The organism is Streptomyces sp. DH37 (assembly GCF_029813835.1).
Classification (GTDB): Bacteria; Actinomycetota; Actinomycetes; order Streptomycetales; family Streptomycetaceae; genus Streptomyces.
The window spans coordinates 22,168-38,363 of sequence record NZ_JARVKV010000066.1; the positions used below are offsets into that span (position 1 = coordinate 22,168).

Sequence of the window (16,196 nt, forward strand, 5' to 3'; positions counted from 1 at the left end):
TTTGGAGGGCGGCGAGAGGCCGCCGTACGCCCTCGTCCGGCGCGCTCACCCGGCGTACGGCCTCACGGGCGCTCGCTCAGCACCGTCATGGTCCGGCCGATCAGACCGGGCACGTCCGCGTCCCGCGCGCCCTCCATCAGCCAGGCGCCGAGCTGCACGGAGTTCTCCACGACCATGCGCACCCGCGGCAGGCGCCGCTCCCGGTACCGCTCCAGCAGCTCGTCGTCCCAGGTGTCGTGGGCGGCGAGCAGCCCGGCCAGGACCGAGGCGTCCTCCAGGGACATCGCGGCGCCCTGGGCGAGGGTGGGCGGGCAGGCGTGCGCGGCGTCCCCGGCGAGGACGACCCGGCCGCGGTGCCACGGCCCGTCCACCAGGAACCGGTGGAACCAGGTGTAGTTGACCGCGGCGTCGTCCGTGAGGGAGGCGCGGATCTCCTCCCACGCGCCGCCGTAGCCCGCGGCCAGCCGGCGCATCTCGGCGGCGTACGAGGACGGGGGCAGCCCGGCGCGGTCCCGCTTGGGCTCGACCAGGTAGGCGTAGAGGGAGTCCTCGCCGGTGGGGCAGTAGCCGGCGATGTAGCAGGGGCCGCCGTAGGACAGGTCGGTGCGCCGCACGCCGCTCGGGCGGGGGGCGGTGACGCGCCAGATGCCCATGCCGGTGGGCTCGGGCCGGCCGGCGACGCCGATCATCGCGCGGGTGGGGGAGCCCAGCCCGTCGGCGGCGACGACCAGGTCGTAGCGGCCGGAGGTGCCGTCGGTGAGGCGGACCCGCACCCCGTCGTCGTCCTGCTCCAGGGACTCCACCGTGCGGCCGAGCCGGACGCGGGCGCCCGAGGCGCGTACGGCGCCGGCCAGGACGCGCTGGAGGTCGGGGCGGCGCATGCCCAGGGTGGCCGGCAGGTCGGGGCCTCCGGTGCGGATGTCCTCGGCGACGTGGAGCACCGTGCCGTCCGGTGCGGTCAGACCGAGGGTGTCGAAGCCGAAGCCCTCGCGCCGGACCTCCTCCCACACGCCCACCTCGCGCAGCACCCGCAGCGCGTTGCCCTGCAGGGTGATCCCGGAGCCCTGGACGCTCCAGTCGGGGGAGACCTCGACGAGGTCGACCGAGATGCCGGCGCGGCGCAGCAGGACGGCGAGCGCGTTGCCGCAGACGCCGCCTCCGACGATGAGGACGGTACGGGCGGGGGACATGACTTCCTTCCGGGAAGGGGCGTGCGCGCCTGCGCACACCGGTGGGAGCGGACGGCCGGAGCGGACAGGCGCGGAGCCGGATCAGCCCGCCGGCGTGCCGACCGGCGCGGAGCGGGCCATCAGCAGGTCGATCAGGGCGACCAGCAGGTCACGTCCGACCTCGGGCCGCCGCACGTCCCCCATCAGCAGCGGAACGCCTGGATCGAGGTCGAGGGCGGAGCGGACCTCCGACGCGGTGCGGTCGCAGCGGCCGTGGAAGCAGTTGACGCCCACCACGAAGGGGATGCCCCGGCTCTCGAAGAAGTCGATGGAGGCGAAGCTGACCTCCAGCCGCCGGGTGTCGACCAGGACGACCGCCCCCAGGGCGCCGTTCACCAGGTCGTTCCACATGAACCAGAAGCGCTCCTGGCCCGGGGTGCCGAAGAGGTAGACCACCAGCTCGGGGTTGACGGTGATCCGCCCGAAGTCGAGCGCCACCGTGGTGGTGGTCTTCTCCGCGACCCCGCCGGTGTCGTCGACCCCGACGCTGGCCTCGGTCAGGTACTCCTCGGTGCGCAGGGGGGCCACCTCGCTGACCGCCCCCACCATCGTGGTCTTGCCCACCCCGAAGCCCCCGGCCACCAGGATCTTGACGGCCAGGGGGCCCGTCGTGCCGTCAGAGTCTCTGGAGCCCATCCCTCACCGCCTGAAGAATTTCCACGTTCAGTCCACCACTTCGTTCGGCCGCCAGCGGCGGACGGATCGTCACCCTGCCGAGCGCCACGAGGTCGCCGATCAGAATCTTCGTCACCGACACGGGCAGGTCCAGCTCCGCGGCGATCTCCGCCACGGCGACCGGCGTGCGGCACTGCTCGAGAATGGCCCGGTGCTCCGGCTCCAGCCGCCGCCCCGGGGACCGGCCCTCCTCGGCCTCAACCGTCGCCACCACCGTGATCAGCGTGAGGTCGTCGCGCTGGGGAGCGGTACGGCCGCGGGTGATGGTGTACGGCCGGACCAGTGAGTCCTCTTCTTCCTCCCCGGACTCCAGACTGTCCGTCCAGTGGTTCACACACGTCCACCCCCGCCGGAGGCCGGGGCGTCGGACCGGGTCTCGGTGCCGAGCTTCTGGCCGACCTGCTGGACGAGGGTGTGCATGGCCACGGCCATCACCTCGGCGTCCACGTCCTGGGAGGCGACGACGGCCAGGTGGGTGCCCTTGCCGGCGGCGGTGATGAACAGCCACAGGTTGGCCAGTTCCACGATGACCTGCTGGACCGGGCCGCCGTCGAACAGCTCGTCGATCCCGCGGGCGAGGCTCTGCTGACCGGTGGCCACGGCGGCCAGGCGCTCGGCGTCGGTGCGCTCGATGGTGCCGGACTGGCTGACCACCAGCCCGTCGTCGGACAGGACGATGGCGTGCTGGGTGCCCGGCACCTGCTCGACCAGACCGTCCAGCAGCCAGTCCAGGTCCTGATTGGTGGCGGTGGTTCGCTGTGTCATGTTCGGTCTTCCGTTGTGGGTCGGCTGTGACCCGGCGTGCTGCCGCCGGTCGTGGAGGGGGCGTCGGGGGCGGCCTGCTGCCTGGCGATGCGGGACTGGCGCTGGAAGGCGCCGATCGTGGCGCCGGAGCGGGCGGGCTCCGGGCGCAGGGTGAGGGTGTCCTCGTCGGGGGCGGAGGCGGAAGCGGGGGCCGTACGGGCGGACGGCTTCCTCAGCTCGGGGACGAGGCTGGCCTGGCGGACCCTCCTGGGCAGCGGCCTGGCCGTCTCCTCGCCGCCGGAGTGCTCCGCCGCGCGCTCACCCTCCCCGGAGGGGCCGGCGCCGTCGTGCGCGGCCCCGGCGGACTCCGCGGCGGGCTCCGCGGCGGACTCCGCGGTGGAGCCACCGGCGGAGGATGACGGGCCCACGGGCGTGGAGGCGACCGCGGACATCGCCCGCCCCCGGGACCGTACGGGCAGCGCGGCGGGCGGCTCGGCGCCCAGGGCGGCGGCGTTCCCGTCACCGGCCCCCTCGGGCGCCGCGGCGCCCTCCCGGCGCGCACCGGCCCCGCGCGGGGCGTCCTCGCCGGCGGGCCCGTCCGCGACCAGCTCCTCGGGAATGTGCACGATCACCCGGGTGCCGCCGAACACCGACGGCCGGAACTCCACTCCCAGGCCGAGCCCGGAGGCGAGCCGCGAGACCACGTACAGGCCGAGCCGGGCGTCGTCGGCGCGGGAGAGCATGTCGGTGCGGGGCGGGTCGGCGATGAGCCGGTTGACCCGCTCGTACTCGTCCGGCTCCATGCCCAGGCCGCGGTCCTCGATCTCCACGACCAGGCCCCGCCCCACCATGCCGGCCCGCACCTCCACGGGTGTCGGCGGCTTGGAGAACGCGGCCGCGTTCTCCATCAGCTCGGCCAGCACGTGCACCACCGGGCCCACGGCGCGGCCGGCCAGCCAGGGCCGTCCCTCGACCTCGATCTGGATGCGGCGGTAGTCCTGCACCTCGCCCAGCGCGGCGCGCAGCACGTCCAGCAGCCTGACGGGCTTGCGCCAGCGCCGCTGCGGCTGGCCGCCGCCGAGGATGACCAGGTTCTCCTCGTAGCGGCGCAGACGGGCGGTCAGGTGGTCGAGGTCGAACAGGCCCTCCAGCACCTCCGGGTCCTCGTGGCGGCGCTCCATCTCGTCGAGCTTCTTCATCTGGAGGCCGATGAGCAGCTGGGTGCGGCGGGCGATGCGCTGGAGCAGGCGTTCGAAGCCGCGGTGCTGCTCGGTCTCCCGCACGGCGGTCTCGACGGCGCTGCGGCGCGCGAGGTTGAGCGCCTGGCCCAGCCGGCCCAGCTCGTCGCTGCCGTGGCTGACCCGGGGCACCTCGGTCTCGGTGTCCACGGCCTCGCCGCGGCGCAGCCGCTCGACGACGTCGGGCAGCTTCCTCTCCAGCTCCAGGGCCTCCTGGCGCAGGGAGGAGATGCGCTGCCGCAGGACGCTCGCGATCCGCAGGCTGAGCGCGATGACCAGGAGGACCGCGGCCAGGCCGATGGCGCTGGCGGTCATCATGCGGCGCTCCAGGGCCGCCACCGCCTCGTCGCCGACCCGGTTGATGTCCAGGGTCCGGTTCATGATCAGCTTCTGGAACTGCGGGGTGAGCGCGTCCACCGACCGCCGCCACTCGGCCTCCGAGGCGGGCAGGGGGACGCCGGGGCTCCCGTTGTGGGAGTGCGAGGCCAGCAGCACCCGTTCCACGTCCGCCTTGCCCAGCCAGTGGCCGCCGGTGGTCATCTGGCGGTAGAGCACGAGGTCCTCGTGCGGCAGGTGGGGCGCGATCCGGCTCTCCAGCAGGAACTGCTGGGCGCCGATCCACTCGGTCAGGTTGGAGTGCTCGCCCGTGGTGATCCGGCGGGCGTTCCAGCCGCGTGCGAGCAGGGCGTCCTCGCGGGAGAGCATCTCCTTGGCCCAGAACAGGTCGATCAGGACCCTGGCGCGGGCCGTCACCTCGCTGTTCTCCGACCGGCTCAGGGTCTCGAAGAGCCGCAGGTCGACGGCGATCAGCTCGGTGAAGTAGCGGAAGGTGTCCTCCTGGGTGGCGACCCCGTCGTCCACGCTGCGGCGGATGCGGTCGATGCGCAGCATGTCCGCGCGGGTCAGCTCGACGGCCTCCCGCAGGTCCTCGGGCGCGTTGGAGGCCTCGATGCCGGACAGCGAGCGGAAGGCGCGCAGGGCCTCGTCGGTCCGGGCGCGCTGCTCGCGCAGGGCGGTGCGGGCCTCGCCGCCGGGGTCCGCCAGCGCCTCCGCGCTGAGCCGCCGCTCCTCCTGGAGGTTGAAGTAGACGGCGTTGGCCGGGGTGCCGGCACGGGAGGCGAGGGTCTTCTCGTCCTTCTGGACCTCCCAGTCCCGGCCCCACTGGGCGGTGCTGACGCCCCACAGGACGATCATGGCGAGGCTGGGGATGACGGCCAGGACGAGCAGGGCCGTCCGGAGCGAACTCCGGCGGAACGTTCCGCTCGCCGACCGTCCTCGCCGTCTCGGCACACGGACGCGCAGTGCCATCTCTCCCCAGCAGTGGTTCACGGTGACGGGTCGCCGCTGGTGGGGGCGGCGAAGGACGGGGCGATGTTAGTCATACGGAATGTCGAAAGGAAACAGGTGGGGGCGTACTTCGCATCGCCTGACGGAGCGCCAGGTACCGCCCCGTCGCGGCTCGTCCGCCGCGCGCTGGCCCGTGGCGCCCGGCAAACAGTTGAAAATTGGACATCGGCGCGGGCGGCGGTGCGGACATCGGCGCGAGCAGTGGTGCGGACGGTGGTGTGGCGCGGGGGCCGGGAGGCGCTCGGGGGCCTCGGAGGCGGGGTGGGAGCGCGGTCCGTCCGGGATTTCCGGTGGTGTCACCGGCGCGTCGGCGCGAACGGCTTCACGGGTGGTCGGAGGCTTCCCGGCCGCGAATCCCGGGCGCCGTCGCGGGGCCGCGCGTCCGACGCCGGCGGTGCTGTTCCCCGCCTCCCATCGCCTCCCGCCGCCGTCCGTCGCCTCCCGCCGCCGTCCGCCGGGGCGCGGCGGGCGACGGCGCGGGCGGCCGGCGTCAGCGGCCGCGCAGCCGCTCGATGTCGCGCCGCTCCCGCTTGGTCGGCCGGCCGGCGCCGCGGTCGCGCCGGGCCGCGGGGGCGACGTACTCGCGCGGCGGCGGGGGCGGGCTGTTGTCGACGAAGCACTCCGCCGCGACCGCCGCGCCGACCCGCTTGCGCACCAGGCGCGTGACGACGACGATCCGCTCGCGGTCCAGGTGGCGCAGCCGCACCTCGTCGCCGGGGCGCACCGGGTGGGAGGGCTTCACGCGGTCGCCGTTGATGCGTACGTGGCCGCCGCGGCAGGCCGCGGCGGCCATCGAGCGTGTCTTGGTGAGCCGGACGGACCAGATCCAGCTGTCGATCCGCACGCTCCCCTCGTCTGCAGCCATACCCCGACTCTAGAGGAGTGCGCCCCGCGCCGTGGGCGCAGTCGGCTTCTTCGCCCTTCGCCTCCGCAACGGAGGTCCCGGCCGCGGCGGCGGGGGCGGGGCGGGCGCCGCGGAAAACCGGAGCGAGGGGGCTTGACGGGCGGCGCCGACGGGAGGAAGGTCGGGCAACAGTTTGGGAGCGCTCCCATGGACCGGCGGGCCGTGCCGTACCGGAGCGCTCCGCCGGATCGCCCAGGTCAGGAGCCGGACACGTGCACAGACGCAGAAGAGGGATCACCGCCGGAGCGGGCGCCGCGGCCGCGCTGGCGCTGATCGCCGGGACCACCGGGACGGCAGGGGCCGCCGACCGGTCCGGCGGCGTGGGGGAGGACCGGGGGCCGGGCCGGGCGCGCCTGTACGTACCGCCCGCCAACCCGGACGCGTACACGCAGATCAGAGGGCTGGTGGAGGAGGGGAGGTACCGGGACGCCGCCGGCATCGCCCGCATGGTCACCACCCCCCAGGCCGTCTGGCTCAACGGCAACGGCGACGACAGCCGCATCCGCCGGGAGGTCGCCCGCATCGTGCGGGACGCCGCGCGCAGGCACGCCCTGCCGGTGCTGGCCCTCTACAACGTCCCCGGACGCGACTGCTCGCAGTACTCGGCGGGCGGCGCCGCGAACACCGCCGAGTACACGGCGTGGATCGACGAGGTCGCCGCGGGCATCGGCGGGAAGCGGGCGCTGGTCGTCCTGGAACCCGACTCCCTCGCCCTGCTGCCCTCCGACTGCGGCCAGGACGACGACGAGGGCACCCTGACCGCCGCCCGCTACGCGGAGATCGAGTACGCCGTCGACACCCTCGCGGCCAGGCCCGGTACCAGCGTCTACCTCGACGCCGGTCACAGCGGCTGGCACAGCGTCAACTCCATCGTCCCCCGGCTGGCCGAGGCCGGTGTCGACCGGACCCGGGGCTTCTTCCTCAACGCCTCCAACTACCGGGCCGACGGCGAACTGGCCTGGTACGGCAAGCTGGTCTCCGGCTGCCTGGAGTACGCGCGGGGCGGCGGCGACCCGGCCTCCTGCCCGAACCAGTGGTGGGACAGGAACGACGCCCAGGCCTGGCTGGACGAGAACGTCACCGCCGACCCGGCCGACCAGCCCCACTTCGTCACCGACACCAGCCGCAACGGCAAGGGCCCCTGGACCCCGCCGACGGACCAGTACCCGGACCCGCAGGACTGGTGCAACCCGCCGGACCGCGGCCTCGGCGAGCGGCCGACCACCCGCACCGGCGACCCGCTGAACGACGCCCGTCTGTGGATCAAGGTCCCCGGCGAGTCGGACGGCCTGTGCCTGCGCGGCACCGAGGGTCCCGAGGACCCCGCGCGCGGCACGGTCGCCCCGCCCGCCGGCCAGTGGTTCCCGGAGCAGGCGCTGGAACTGGTGCGCAACGCGGAGCCGCCGCTGCGTCCCTGAACCCCGGCCACCCGCCCGGAGACCCCCGCGCCTGGGGTCCCGGTCGGGAACCCCCGGTCCGGCGGCGCGATGAGGGCGCGCCGCCGAACCGGTCCCACGTCCGGCCCCGGTATCTCCTCCGCCGGGGCCGGACGCCCGCACCCGCCGCCATCCGCCCGACCCCGCTCGGAACCGTCCGGGACCGGCCCGACGGCCGCCGGCCGGGGCCGGACGGACCCCCACAGGCCGCAGCCGTACCGGAAGGACGAGACCGCGATGAGACGAACGACGAGAGGAACCCCCGGGCAGAACGCGGAACGGACGCCGAACGGCACGGCGCTGCGCGGCAGGCTCCGGCGGCTGACCGCGGGGGCGGCCGTCACCCTGATGGCGGCCTGCGCCCTGAACGGCGCCCCCGCCGCGGCCTCGGCCGACGCGCCGCCCGCCTACGAGGACCCGGCCCTGCCGGTGGACGACCGCGTCGAGGACCTGCTCTCCCGCATGTCGCTCGACGACAAGATCGGCCAGATGACCCAGGTCGACCGGAGCGCGCTCGTCCCGCAGTCGGACCTGGCGACCTACCGCATCGGCTCCGTCCTCTCCGGCGGCGGCTCCGTCCCCACCCCCAACACGCCCCAGGCGTGGGCGGAGATGTACGATTCCTTCCAGCGCACCGCCCTGTCCACCCCGCTGGGCATCCCCGTGATCTACGGCGTGGACGCCGTCCACGGCCACAACAACGTGCGCGGAGCGACGATCTTCCCCCACAACATCGGACTCGGCGCCACCCGCGACCCCGGCCTGGTGGAGCGGATCGGACGGGCCACCGCCGAGGAGGTCTCCGGCACCGGCGTCGACTGGACCTTCGCGCCCTGCCTGTGCGTGGCGCGCGACGACCGGTGGGGGCGCACCTACGAGTCCTTCGGCGAGACGCCCGAGCTGCCCGGTGCGATGACCACGCTGATCGACGGCCTTCAGGGCGCCTCGCTCGGCGCCCCCGGCTCGGTCCTGGCCACCGCCAAGCACTACATCGGGGACGGCGGCACCACCGGCGGCGACGACCAGGGGAACACCCAGCTGAGCGAGGCCGAGCTGCGGGCGGTCCACCTGCCGCCGTTCCGCGAGGCGGTGAAGCGGGGCGTGGGCTCGGTGATGGTCTCCTACAGCAGCTGGAACGGCGTGAAGCTGCACGGCCACCGCTACCTGATCACCGACGTCCTCAAGGGCGAGCTGGGCTTCGGCGGCTTCGTGGTCTCCGACTGGGCGGGCGTCGACCAGCTCGACGGGCGCCAGGGCTTCACCGCCGCCGAGGTCCGCGACGCCGTGAACGCCGGCATCGACATGGTCATGGTGCCGCACGACTACCGCAGGTTCATCGAGCTGCTGCGCGCGGAGGTCCGGGCCGGACGGGTGCCGATGGAGCGCGTCGACGACGCCAACCGCCGCATCCTGGCCAAGAAGTTCGAGCTGGGCCTCTTCGAGAACCCCTACACCGACCGCTCCTACACCTCCACCGTCGGCTCCGCCGCCCACCGCGAGCTCGCCCGCGAGGCGGTGCGCAAGTCCCAGACGCTGCTGAAGAACTCCGGCTCGGTGCTGCCGCTGAGCAGGTCGGCGAAGGTCTTCGTGGCGGGCAAGAACGCCGACGACATCGGCCACCAGAGCGGCGGCTGGACCATCACCTGGCAGGGCGGGAGCGGGAACATCACCCCGGGCACCACCATCCTCCAGGGGATGCGGGCCGCCGCCTCCGACCCGTCCAGGGTGGTCCACGACCGGTACGGCAACGGCATCGACGGCTCCTACGACGTGGCCGTGGCCGTCGTCGGCGAGACCCCGTACGCGGAGATGGAGGGCGACCGGCCCGGTTCGATGGGCCTGGACCAGGAGGACCTGTCGACCCTCTCCCGGCTGAGGGCCTCCGGGGTGCCGGTCGTGGTCGTGCTCGTCTCCGGCCGCCCGCTGGACATCGCCGGACAGCTCGGCGGCTGGGACGCGCTGCTCGCCGCCTGGCTGCCGGGCACCGAGGGCGCCGGGGTGGCCGACGTGCTCTACGGCCGCCACGCGCCGACGGGGAAGCTGCCGATGACCTGGATGCGGTCCGCGAGCCAGCAGCCGGTCAACGACGGGGACGGCAAGGACGCCCTGTTCCCCTACGGGTACGGGCTGACCTACACCGGCACCGTCCCGGACGGCCCCGATGACCCGGAGGATCCGGAGAATCCCGAGGATCCGGAGGACCCCGGGCAGGCCCGGTGCACCGCCGACTACCGGATCGTCAGCCAGTGGTCGGGCGGCTTCCAGGCCGAGGTGACGGTGCGCAACACCGGGAGCGCGGCCCTCGACGGCTGGCAGGTGCGGTGGACCCCGCCGGGCGGGCTCACGGTCAACAGCGTCTGGAACGCCACGCTCACCCGCTCCGGCGACACCGTGATCGCGACCGGCATGGACTGGAACGGCAGGCTGGCCCCCGACGGCTCGGCGACGTTCGGCTTCACGGCCACCGGCTCCCCGGCCGTGCCGGCCACCGTCTGCGCCGGCGCCTGACGCCGCTCCCGGTCCCGGCCCCGGCCCCGCCGACGGGGCCGGGACCGTCCGCACCCCCGGGGGTTTTCGCCCCATACGCCCGGGTACCGGGGTCGGGTCAGCGACGAAGGGACCGACGAAGGGACGAGGTGGACCATGCGGTACGACACCTTCCTCGGACAGGTACAGGCACGTGCCCGGCTGGACAACCCCGGCGCGGCCGAGACCGCCACCCGGGCCAGTCTGGAGACCCTCGCGGAACGCGTCCCGGCCACGGTCGCGGAGAAACTGGCCGCCCAGCTCCCACGCGAGATCGGCGAGCACCTGCGCAGGGTCGCGTACGCGCCCGACGAGCCGGCCTCGGGCATGCGGATGAGCACCCGGGAGTTCTTCGACCGCGTCGCGCAGCGCGCCTCGGCCGACCGCCCCAAGGCGATGCACGAGGCCCGGTGCGTGATCGAGGTGGTCGACGAGGCCACCGGCGGGGCGTGCTCCGCGAAGATCCGCCCCTCCCTGGACGACGAGCTCGCCAGGGTGCTTTTCTCGGGCAGCTCGGGGCACGCGTGACCCAGGGCGGTGCCGGCCACCGCCCCGGTGCCCCGGCCTCCGCCGGGGTGTCCGCGCGACGACTCCTGAGACGGTGACCGTGTTCGTCTTCTTCTCCAACCGGGCCGGATGCCTGGGCTCACTGCTGGTCAGCCTGGTCGGTTCGGCCGTCCTGATCCTCCTGCTGTACGGCTGCCAGCGGGGCTGACGGGCCCGGTCCCGGCCCCGGAACCCGCCCGGATCCGCGGATTCCGCGATGGCGGACGGCCGGACGGCCGCGGTCGAGGTGGTGCGGCCCGAACCGGCGGAGGCCCCCGGGTCCCGGCGCCGGTTCCGGCGCGAGGTGCCCGCCGCCCGCCGCGTGAACGGCGTGTTCACCGCGAGGGTGGTTCAACCGCGTGGGTGGTGGACGCCGACCCGGACGGCACTCCGGCGTGGCCGGCCACCGTCCACGTACCCGGCCCGTCCCTGGAGGCCGCGGTGGCCGCGGTGGGCGCGCACGGGCCGTGGCCCGCGGCGTCGGTGCGGGCGCTGGGCGCGGGACCGGCGGAGGCGCTGGAGCCGATCCACGCGGCCGGGGTGGCGCACCGGGACCTCGGGCATCGGCGACGGCGAGGGCGCCGTGCACGCCCTGGACGTCGAGGGCCTCGCCGCCGGCGGCAGCGGGGAGGACCGGGGGCCCGGAGCCCCGCGCAGCTCAGTCCGGCGGCGCGGACGGCAGCGGCTCGCCGCACCGCTCGCAGGCGACGGCGCCCGCCCGCTCGTTCATCCGGCCGCACGCCGGGCAGACCCGGTCCAGCATGCACGGCCCCTCGCCGCCCCCGCCCTCCCCGGGGGCGGCCCGCTCCCCGGCGGAGGCGCGCAGGCCGACGGCCATGCCGGGCCGCCGCCGGTGGACGGTCAGGTAGACCAGTCCCTCCGGCCCCGCCCGCAGCGCCCGCCGCGAGGTGCGCGGCAGCCACACCAGGGCCTTGGGGGCGAGCGTCTGCCGTCCGCCCGCGCCGTCCTCGATCTCCCCGCCGCCGCCGACCACGAGCAGCAGGACGTCCAGGTCGTTCTCGGCGTGCTCGCCGACGGCCGCCCCCGGCGGCAGCCGGACCAGGTTCGCGTCGAGCTGCCGCCCCGGCTCGGCCAGCCGCCACAGGGCCCCGCCCCGGTCCGGCGCCGCCCGCGCCATGTGGTCGTCGAGGTCGGCCAGGACGCGGGGGGTCTCGTCGGGGGACACCGGCACCTCCGGATGGGCGTGGGCGGGCGCCCCGATCCTACGGCGGCCCCCGCTCCGGCCGCCCCGCCCGCTCCCGTACGCCGGGCCCTAGGCTGGTCCCCGAGATGAGACGCAGACGCCCCGTGCCGCCCTCCCCCCTGCCGCAGCGGCGGGGGATCGACCCCGTCCGCCTCAGGCTGCCCGACGATGGGCCCTGGGAGACGGTCCGCGACCACCTGGTCGGCCGGCTGCCCGCGGTGGCCCCCGAGCTGATCGACGCCATGCTGCGCGAGGGCGGGGTCTGGGGCGCGGACGGACCGCTGGCGCCCGACGCCCCCTACCGGCCGGGGACGTACGTGTGGTTCCACCGGGAGCCGCCCCGGGAGGTGCCGGTGCCGTACGCGCTGGAGGTGCTGTACCGCGACGACACCCTGGTCGTCGCCGACAAGCCGCACTTCCTGGCCACCACGCCGCGCGGCCGCCACGTCACCGAGACCGCGCTGGCCAGGCTCCGCCGCGACCTGGGCCTGCCCGCGCTCAGCCCGGCGCACCGGCTGGACCGGCTCACCGCGGGCGTGGTGATGTTCACCGTCCGCCCCGAGCACCGCGCCGCCTACCAGAACCTCTTCCAAGACCGGCGGGTGCGCAAGGAGTACGAGGCCGTGGCGCCCCACGACCCGCGTCTGGAGCTGCCGCGCACGGTGCGCAGCCGGATCGTCAAGGAGCGCGGGGTGATCGCCGCGCGGGAGGTGCCGGGGGAGCCCGACAGCGTCAGCCGCGTCGAGCTGCTGGAGCACCGCGGCGGACTCGGCCGGTACCGGCTGGTGCCGGTGACCGGCCGCACCCACCAGCTGCGGTTGCACATGAGTTCCCTGGGCGTCCCCATCCTGGGCGACCCGGTCTACCCGGAGGTCACCGACCCCGCCCCGGACGACTTCGGCCGGCCCCTCCAACTGCTGGCCAGGACACTGGAGTTCACCGATCCGCTCACCGGCCGCGCCCGCGTCTTCACCAGCCGCCGCACGCTGGAGGCCTGGACCTCGTACCCCGCCTGGGCCGCCGGCGGCGGGACGGACGGGACCGGGATCGCGCGCCCGGTCGGGTGATCGGCCGCCCCGCGGACGCGGATCCCCGGGGCGACCGGGAAGACGACCGGGGAGACCCGCCGGCGGAAGGGACTGCGAATGAGCGGCGACGGGACGGGAAGGGCCGTGCTCTTCGACGTGGACGGCACCCTGGTGGACACCACCTACCTGCACACCGTGGCGTGGTGGGAGGCACTGCGGCGGTCGGGCCGCCGGGTGCCGATGTCGGTGATCCACCGGACCATCGGCATGGGCAGCGACCAGCTCCTCGCCCGCTTCCTCGGCGAGGACCACGACCCGGACGAGGCCGCGTCCGTCAGCGCCTCCCACCACGACCTGTACGCCGAGTACTGGCCGCGGCTGGCCCCGCTGGACGGGGCCGCCGAACTGCTGAGGGCCTGCGCCGACCGCGGCTGGACGGTCGTCCTGGCCAGCTCCGCCCGCGGCGACGAACTGGACGCGATGCGGCGCGCGGTGGACGCGGACGAGGTGGTGACCGCCGCGACCAGCTCCGACGACGTGGAGGCCAGCAAACCGGCGCCCGACCTGGTGCGCTCCGCCCTCGACCACGCGCGGACCACTCCCGACCGGGCCGTCTTCGTGGGCGACACCGTGTGGGACGTGGCGGCGTGCGGACGGGCGGGCGTGCCCTGCGTGGGCGTGCTCTCGGGCGGCATCACCCGGCAGGAACTGGAGGAGGCGGGCGCCGCGGAGGTCTACGAGAACCCCGCGGACCTGCTGGCCCACCTCGACGACAGCCTGCTCGCCCGCGCGTCCGACCGGGACTGAGCCCGGTACGGTGCGGCCCCGCCCCCCGGAAGGCCCCGCCCCGCGGCCTTCCGGGGGCGAGCGGCCGTACGGGCGGGGTCTCCGCGGGGACCGGCGGGTTTCCCGCCGCCGCGAGGGGGCACCCGCCCGCCACCACTCCCGGTGCCCGACACCCCGATGGTGACGAGGAGGGGCCACGATGCTCGTCAGGCGTACCCCGTCCGCGGCCCCGCCGGCGCCGCGTCCCGCCGCCTCCCCCCGGGCGGGGTGGGGCAGCGCGTGAGACGCCCGATGGCCACGATCGACCCCGGCGCTCCCCGCGGCGCCCGCGACCTCCCGCCCGCCCCGGACCCTCCGCCCGCGCCGCCCGGGGACGGGGCCCCCGGGCCCGGCGACGAGCTCCGCCGGAGGATCGAGGGGACCCTGCGGTGCTACGTGGACCGCAGGTGCGAGGAGGCCGGGGGCGTCGACGACGCCTTCCGCGCCCAACTGGCCTGCGCGGTCGCGCGGTTCGCGCTGCACGGGGGCAAGCGGATGCGCGCCGCCTTCCTGTGGTGGGGCTGGCGCGCCGCCGGGGGCCGTCCCCGGGACGACGACGCGGCCACCGCCCTCCGGATCGCCGGAGCCCTGGAACTGCTCCAGACCTGCGCCCTGATCCACGACGACCTGATGGACGACTCCGCGCTGCGCCGCGGCCTCCCGGCCCTCCACGTCGACTTCGCCCGCCGCCACCGGCGGGACGGGATGCGGGGCAGCCCCGGGGCGTATGGGGCGTCGATGGCCACCCTCGCCGGCGACCTCGCGCTGGCCTGGGCCGACGACATGTTCACCGAGGCGCTGCCGGACGGCCCGGTGCGGCGCCGGGTGCAGGAGCCGTGGCGGGCGATGCGCACCGAGATGGTGGCCGGCCAGTTCCTGGACCTGCACACCCAGGCCGAGGGCGGTCTCTCGGCGGCGACGGCCCTGCGCGTGGCCTACCTCAAGAGCGCCCTCTACACCGTCGAGCGCCCCCTGCACCTGGGGGCGGCCCTGCGCGGCGCCGCTCCCGAACTCGTCGGCGCGCTGCGCTTCGTGGGCCACCAGGCGGGGCTGGCCTTCCAGCTCCGCGACGACCTCCTCGGCGTCTTCGGCGACCCGCGGCGCACCGGCAAACCGGCCGGCGACGACGTGCGCGAGGGCAAGACCACCTATCTGGTGACCCTCGCCCTGGCCCGCGCCGAGGCGCTCGGCGACGCCGGGGCCCGCACCGTCCTGCGCGAGGGCCTGGGAGACCGGACGCTGACCCCCGAACGGCTCGACCGCTTCCGCGACGTCCTGACCGGGCTGGGGGTGCGCGCGGACGTGGAGGAGCGGATCGAGCGGCTGAGCGGACTCGCCCTGCGCCGGCTCTCCCGGACCTGCGGCGATCCGGTCGTGTGCCACGGGCTGGCCGCCCTGGTGAGGGCGGCGGCGGGTACGGAGCCCACGGGGCCCACTGAGCCCACGGGGCCCACTGAGCCCACGGGGCCCACGGGGCCCACGGAGCCGCCGTGACCGGCGGCGGACGGGGGCCGGCCGCCTCGGGGTCCCGGTGTCCGCACCGGGCCTTCCGGTGGTGCGGAGACCGAGGGCGAGGCCGGGACCGAGGCCGGGGCGGGCGGGCGCCGTCGCGTCCGTGACGGTCCTCCTCTGTTTCCCCTCCGCTCCCTGCCGTTCCCCTCCGCTGCTCCGTGCCGGCATGTTCGGCACGTTCGGCATACCGGCCGCGCCGTCTCCGGGGGTCAGCAGCGCACCGGGCCGGGGACGGTCATGCGGAAGGGGGCGACGGACGCCGAGAGCCGGGCGGTGGTGCGTTCCAGCGCCGGGAGCCGGTCCGACCACGAGACGACCGTCACCGTCTCCCGGCGTGTGCCGCCCACCAGCCGGCCGGGGATGAACAGCCGCCGCCCGGCGGAGCCGGAGAAGCCCGGCAGGGGCATCGGAAGCGGCGGGAGCCGCAACCGCCCCGGGGCGAAGGCCAGTTCGGCGAGCGGCCCGTGGCGGTCGGCGACGCGCACCGAGCGGTCCGTCCACGTGAACTCGGCGAGTTCCTTGGGGAGGCCCCAGATGCCCCGCCCGCCCCGCACCGACGTGGCGTCGCTGACCCAGATGCGGTCGATCAGCAGCCCGGCCCGGCGGCCGCGGCGCACCAGGGGGCCCATGGCCAGTTCGTCGTAGACGAGGGTGCCCTCCCGGTACCGGACCAGGCCGACCGCCAGGAGGGAGGCGCTCCCCAGCGGACGGAGGTCCGGCGGGACGGGCAGCGGGCGGCGCACCGGGAGGAGCGCCGCCCACAGCCGCCCCCGGAACCTCCACGGGGCGGGCGGGTAGGGCGGGGACGGTTCGTCCGGGGCGGGACCGGGCATGCTCCGCGGCTCCTTCCTGGTACGGCTTCCCGGCGCGGCCGGTGCCGTCCGGCCGGCGTTCGGCCGGCGTTCGGCCGGCGTTCGGCGGCGGAGGGACCGTACCCCGCGTGCGGCGGGCCATGCGGAACCGGACGCGGGCCGCGCACAAC

14 protein-coding genes are annotated in these 16,196 nt (G+C 75.6%); 6 read left to right on the top strand and 8 right to left on the bottom strand.

All coding sequences use genetic code 11. The annotated features are described in order from the left end of the window. Positions 1-62 precede the first annotated feature (62 nt). From QC029_RS25220 to QC029_RS25245, 6 genes are all read right to left on the bottom strand, one after another. Positions 63-1,190, bottom strand: a complete 1,128-nt coding sequence (locus tag QC029_RS25220; RefSeq protein WP_279558089.1) for an FAD-dependent oxidoreductase — start codon at positions 1,188-1,190, stop codon at positions 63-65. A gap of 81 nt (positions 1,191-1,271) precedes the next feature. Then, positions 1,272-1,865 (bottom strand): ATP/GTP-binding protein, encoded by a 594-nt coding sequence (locus tag QC029_RS25225; protein WP_279558090.1) that lies wholly within the window; start codon positions 1,863-1,865, stop codon positions 1,272-1,274. Then, positions 1,846-2,238, bottom strand: coding sequence for a DUF742 domain-containing protein (locus QC029_RS25230; protein WP_279558091.1), 393 nt, complete (start codon positions 2,236-2,238; stop codon positions 1,846-1,848). The genes QC029_RS25225 and QC029_RS25230 overlap by 20 nt, the downstream gene beginning before the upstream one ends. Then, positions 2,235-2,669 carry a roadblock/LC7 domain-containing protein gene (locus QC029_RS25235; protein ID WP_279558092.1) on the bottom strand — a complete coding sequence of 145 codons (435 nt, stop codon included), beginning with the start codon at positions 2,667-2,669 and terminating at the stop codon, positions 2,235-2,237. The genes QC029_RS25230 and QC029_RS25235 overlap by 4 nt, the downstream gene beginning before the upstream one ends. Continuing rightward, a complete protein-coding gene (locus tag QC029_RS25240) occupies positions 2,666-5,194 on the bottom strand; it encodes a nitrate- and nitrite sensing domain-containing protein (RefSeq protein WP_279558093.1) in 2,529 nt (842 codons plus the stop codon). Before QC029_RS25240 ends, QC029_RS25235 begins: the two co-directional genes overlap by 4 nt. A 529-nt stretch (positions 5,195-5,723) precedes the next feature. Then, positions 5,724-6,098 (bottom strand): RNA-binding S4 domain-containing protein, encoded by a 375-nt coding sequence (locus QC029_RS25245; protein WP_279558094.1) that lies wholly within the window; start codon positions 6,096-6,098, stop codon positions 5,724-5,726. Between the two features lie 251 nt (positions 6,099-6,349). On the opposite strand from QC029_RS25245, the gene QC029_RS25250 reads away from it, so the two are divergent. The 3 genes from QC029_RS25250 to QC029_RS25260 all read left to right on the top strand — a co-directional run bounded on the left by QC029_RS25250 (position 6,350) and on the right by QC029_RS25260 (position 10,627). Further along, positions 6,350-7,555 (top strand): glycoside hydrolase family 6 protein, encoded by a 1,206-nt coding sequence (locus QC029_RS25250; RefSeq protein WP_279558095.1) that lies wholly within the window; start codon positions 6,350-6,352, stop codon positions 7,553-7,555. Between the two features lie 255 nt (positions 7,556-7,810). Then, positions 7,811-10,081: a glycoside hydrolase family 3 N-terminal domain-containing protein gene (locus tag QC029_RS25255; protein ID WP_279558096.1), complete on the top strand. Its 2,271-nt coding sequence runs from the start codon at positions 7,811-7,813 to the stop codon at positions 10,079-10,081. Between the two features lie 135 nt (positions 10,082-10,216). After that, a complete protein-coding gene (locus QC029_RS25260) occupies positions 10,217-10,627 on the top strand; it encodes a DUF2267 domain-containing protein (RefSeq protein WP_279558097.1) in 411 nt (136 codons plus the stop codon). A 676-nt stretch (positions 10,628-11,303) separates the two neighbouring features. On the opposite strand, the gene QC029_RS25265 is transcribed toward QC029_RS25260, so the two are convergent. Then, positions 11,304-11,783 (bottom strand): hypothetical protein, encoded by a 480-nt coding sequence (locus tag QC029_RS25265; RefSeq protein ID WP_279558103.1) that lies wholly within the window; start codon positions 11,781-11,783, stop codon positions 11,304-11,306. Between the two features lie 152 nt (positions 11,784-11,935). Here QC029_RS25265 and QC029_RS25270 point away from each other — a divergent pair, with 152 nt between their 5' ends. The 3 genes from QC029_RS25270 (at position 11,936) to QC029_RS25280 (ending at position 15,196) form a co-directional block, all read left to right on the top strand. Then, the gene (locus tag QC029_RS25270; protein WP_279558098.1) at positions 11,936-12,916 is read left to right on the top strand and encodes an RluA family pseudouridine synthase; all 981 of its coding nucleotides are present in this window, start codon (positions 11,936-11,938) and stop codon (positions 12,914-12,916) included. 78 nt (positions 12,917-12,994) lie between these two features. Further along, the gene (locus QC029_RS25275; protein ID WP_279558099.1) at positions 12,995-13,684 is read left to right on the top strand and encodes an HAD family hydrolase; all 690 of its coding nucleotides are present in this window, start codon (positions 12,995-12,997) and stop codon (positions 13,682-13,684) included. Between the two features lie 258 nt (positions 13,685-13,942). After that, positions 13,943-15,196: a polyprenyl synthetase family protein gene (locus QC029_RS25280; protein ID WP_279558100.1), complete on the top strand. Its 1,254-nt coding sequence runs from the start codon at positions 13,943-13,945 to the stop codon at positions 15,194-15,196. A gap of 227 nt (positions 15,197-15,423) precedes the next feature. Here QC029_RS25280 and QC029_RS25285 read toward each other — a convergent pair whose 3' ends face one another. Continuing rightward, positions 15,424-16,047, bottom strand: a complete 624-nt coding sequence (locus QC029_RS25285; protein WP_279558101.1) for an acetoacetate decarboxylase family protein — start codon at positions 16,045-16,047, stop codon at positions 15,424-15,426. Positions 16,048-16,196: the final 149 nt, after the last annotated feature.

Bases quoted from the DNA above. Each gene is read 5' to 3' on its own strand.
- QC029_RS25270 (WP_279558098.1), top strand. From the start codon at position 11,936: ATGAGACGCAGACGCCCCGTGCCGCCCTCCCCCCTGCCGCAGCGGCGG.
- QC029_RS25285 (WP_279558101.1), bottom strand. From the start codon at position 16,047: ATGCCCGGTCCCGCCCCGGACGAACCGTCCCCGCCCTACCCGCCCGCC.
- QC029_RS25225 (WP_279558090.1), bottom strand. From the start codon at position 1,865: ATGGGCTCCAGAGACTCTGACGGCACGACGGGCCCCCTGGCCGTCAAG.
- QC029_RS25245 (WP_279558094.1), bottom strand. From the start codon at position 6,098: ATGGCTGCAGACGAGGGGAGCGTGCGGATCGACAGCTGGATCTGGTCC.
- QC029_RS25220 (WP_279558089.1), bottom strand. From the start codon at position 1,190: ATGTCCCCCGCCCGTACCGTCCTCATCGTCGGAGGCGGCGTCTGCGGC.
- QC029_RS25235 (WP_279558092.1), bottom strand. From the start codon at position 2,669: ATGACACAGCGAACCACCGCCACCAATCAGGACCTGGACTGGCTGCTG.
- QC029_RS25265 (WP_279558103.1), bottom strand. From the start codon at position 11,783: ATGGCGCGGGCGGCGCCGGACCGGGGCGGGGCCCTGTGGCGGCTGGCC.
- QC029_RS25260 (WP_279558097.1), top strand. From the start codon at position 10,217: ATGCGGTACGACACCTTCCTCGGACAGGTACAGGCACGTGCCCGGCTG.
- QC029_RS25275 (WP_279558099.1), top strand. From the start codon at position 12,995: ATGAGCGGCGACGGGACGGGAAGGGCCGTGCTCTTCGACGTGGACGGC.
- QC029_RS25240 (WP_279558093.1), bottom strand. From the start codon at position 5,194: ATGGCACTGCGCGTCCGTGTGCCGAGACGGCGAGGACGGTCGGCGAGC.
- QC029_RS25255 (WP_279558096.1), top strand. From the start codon at position 7,811: ATGAGACGAACGACGAGAGGAACCCCCGGGCAGAACGCGGAACGGACG.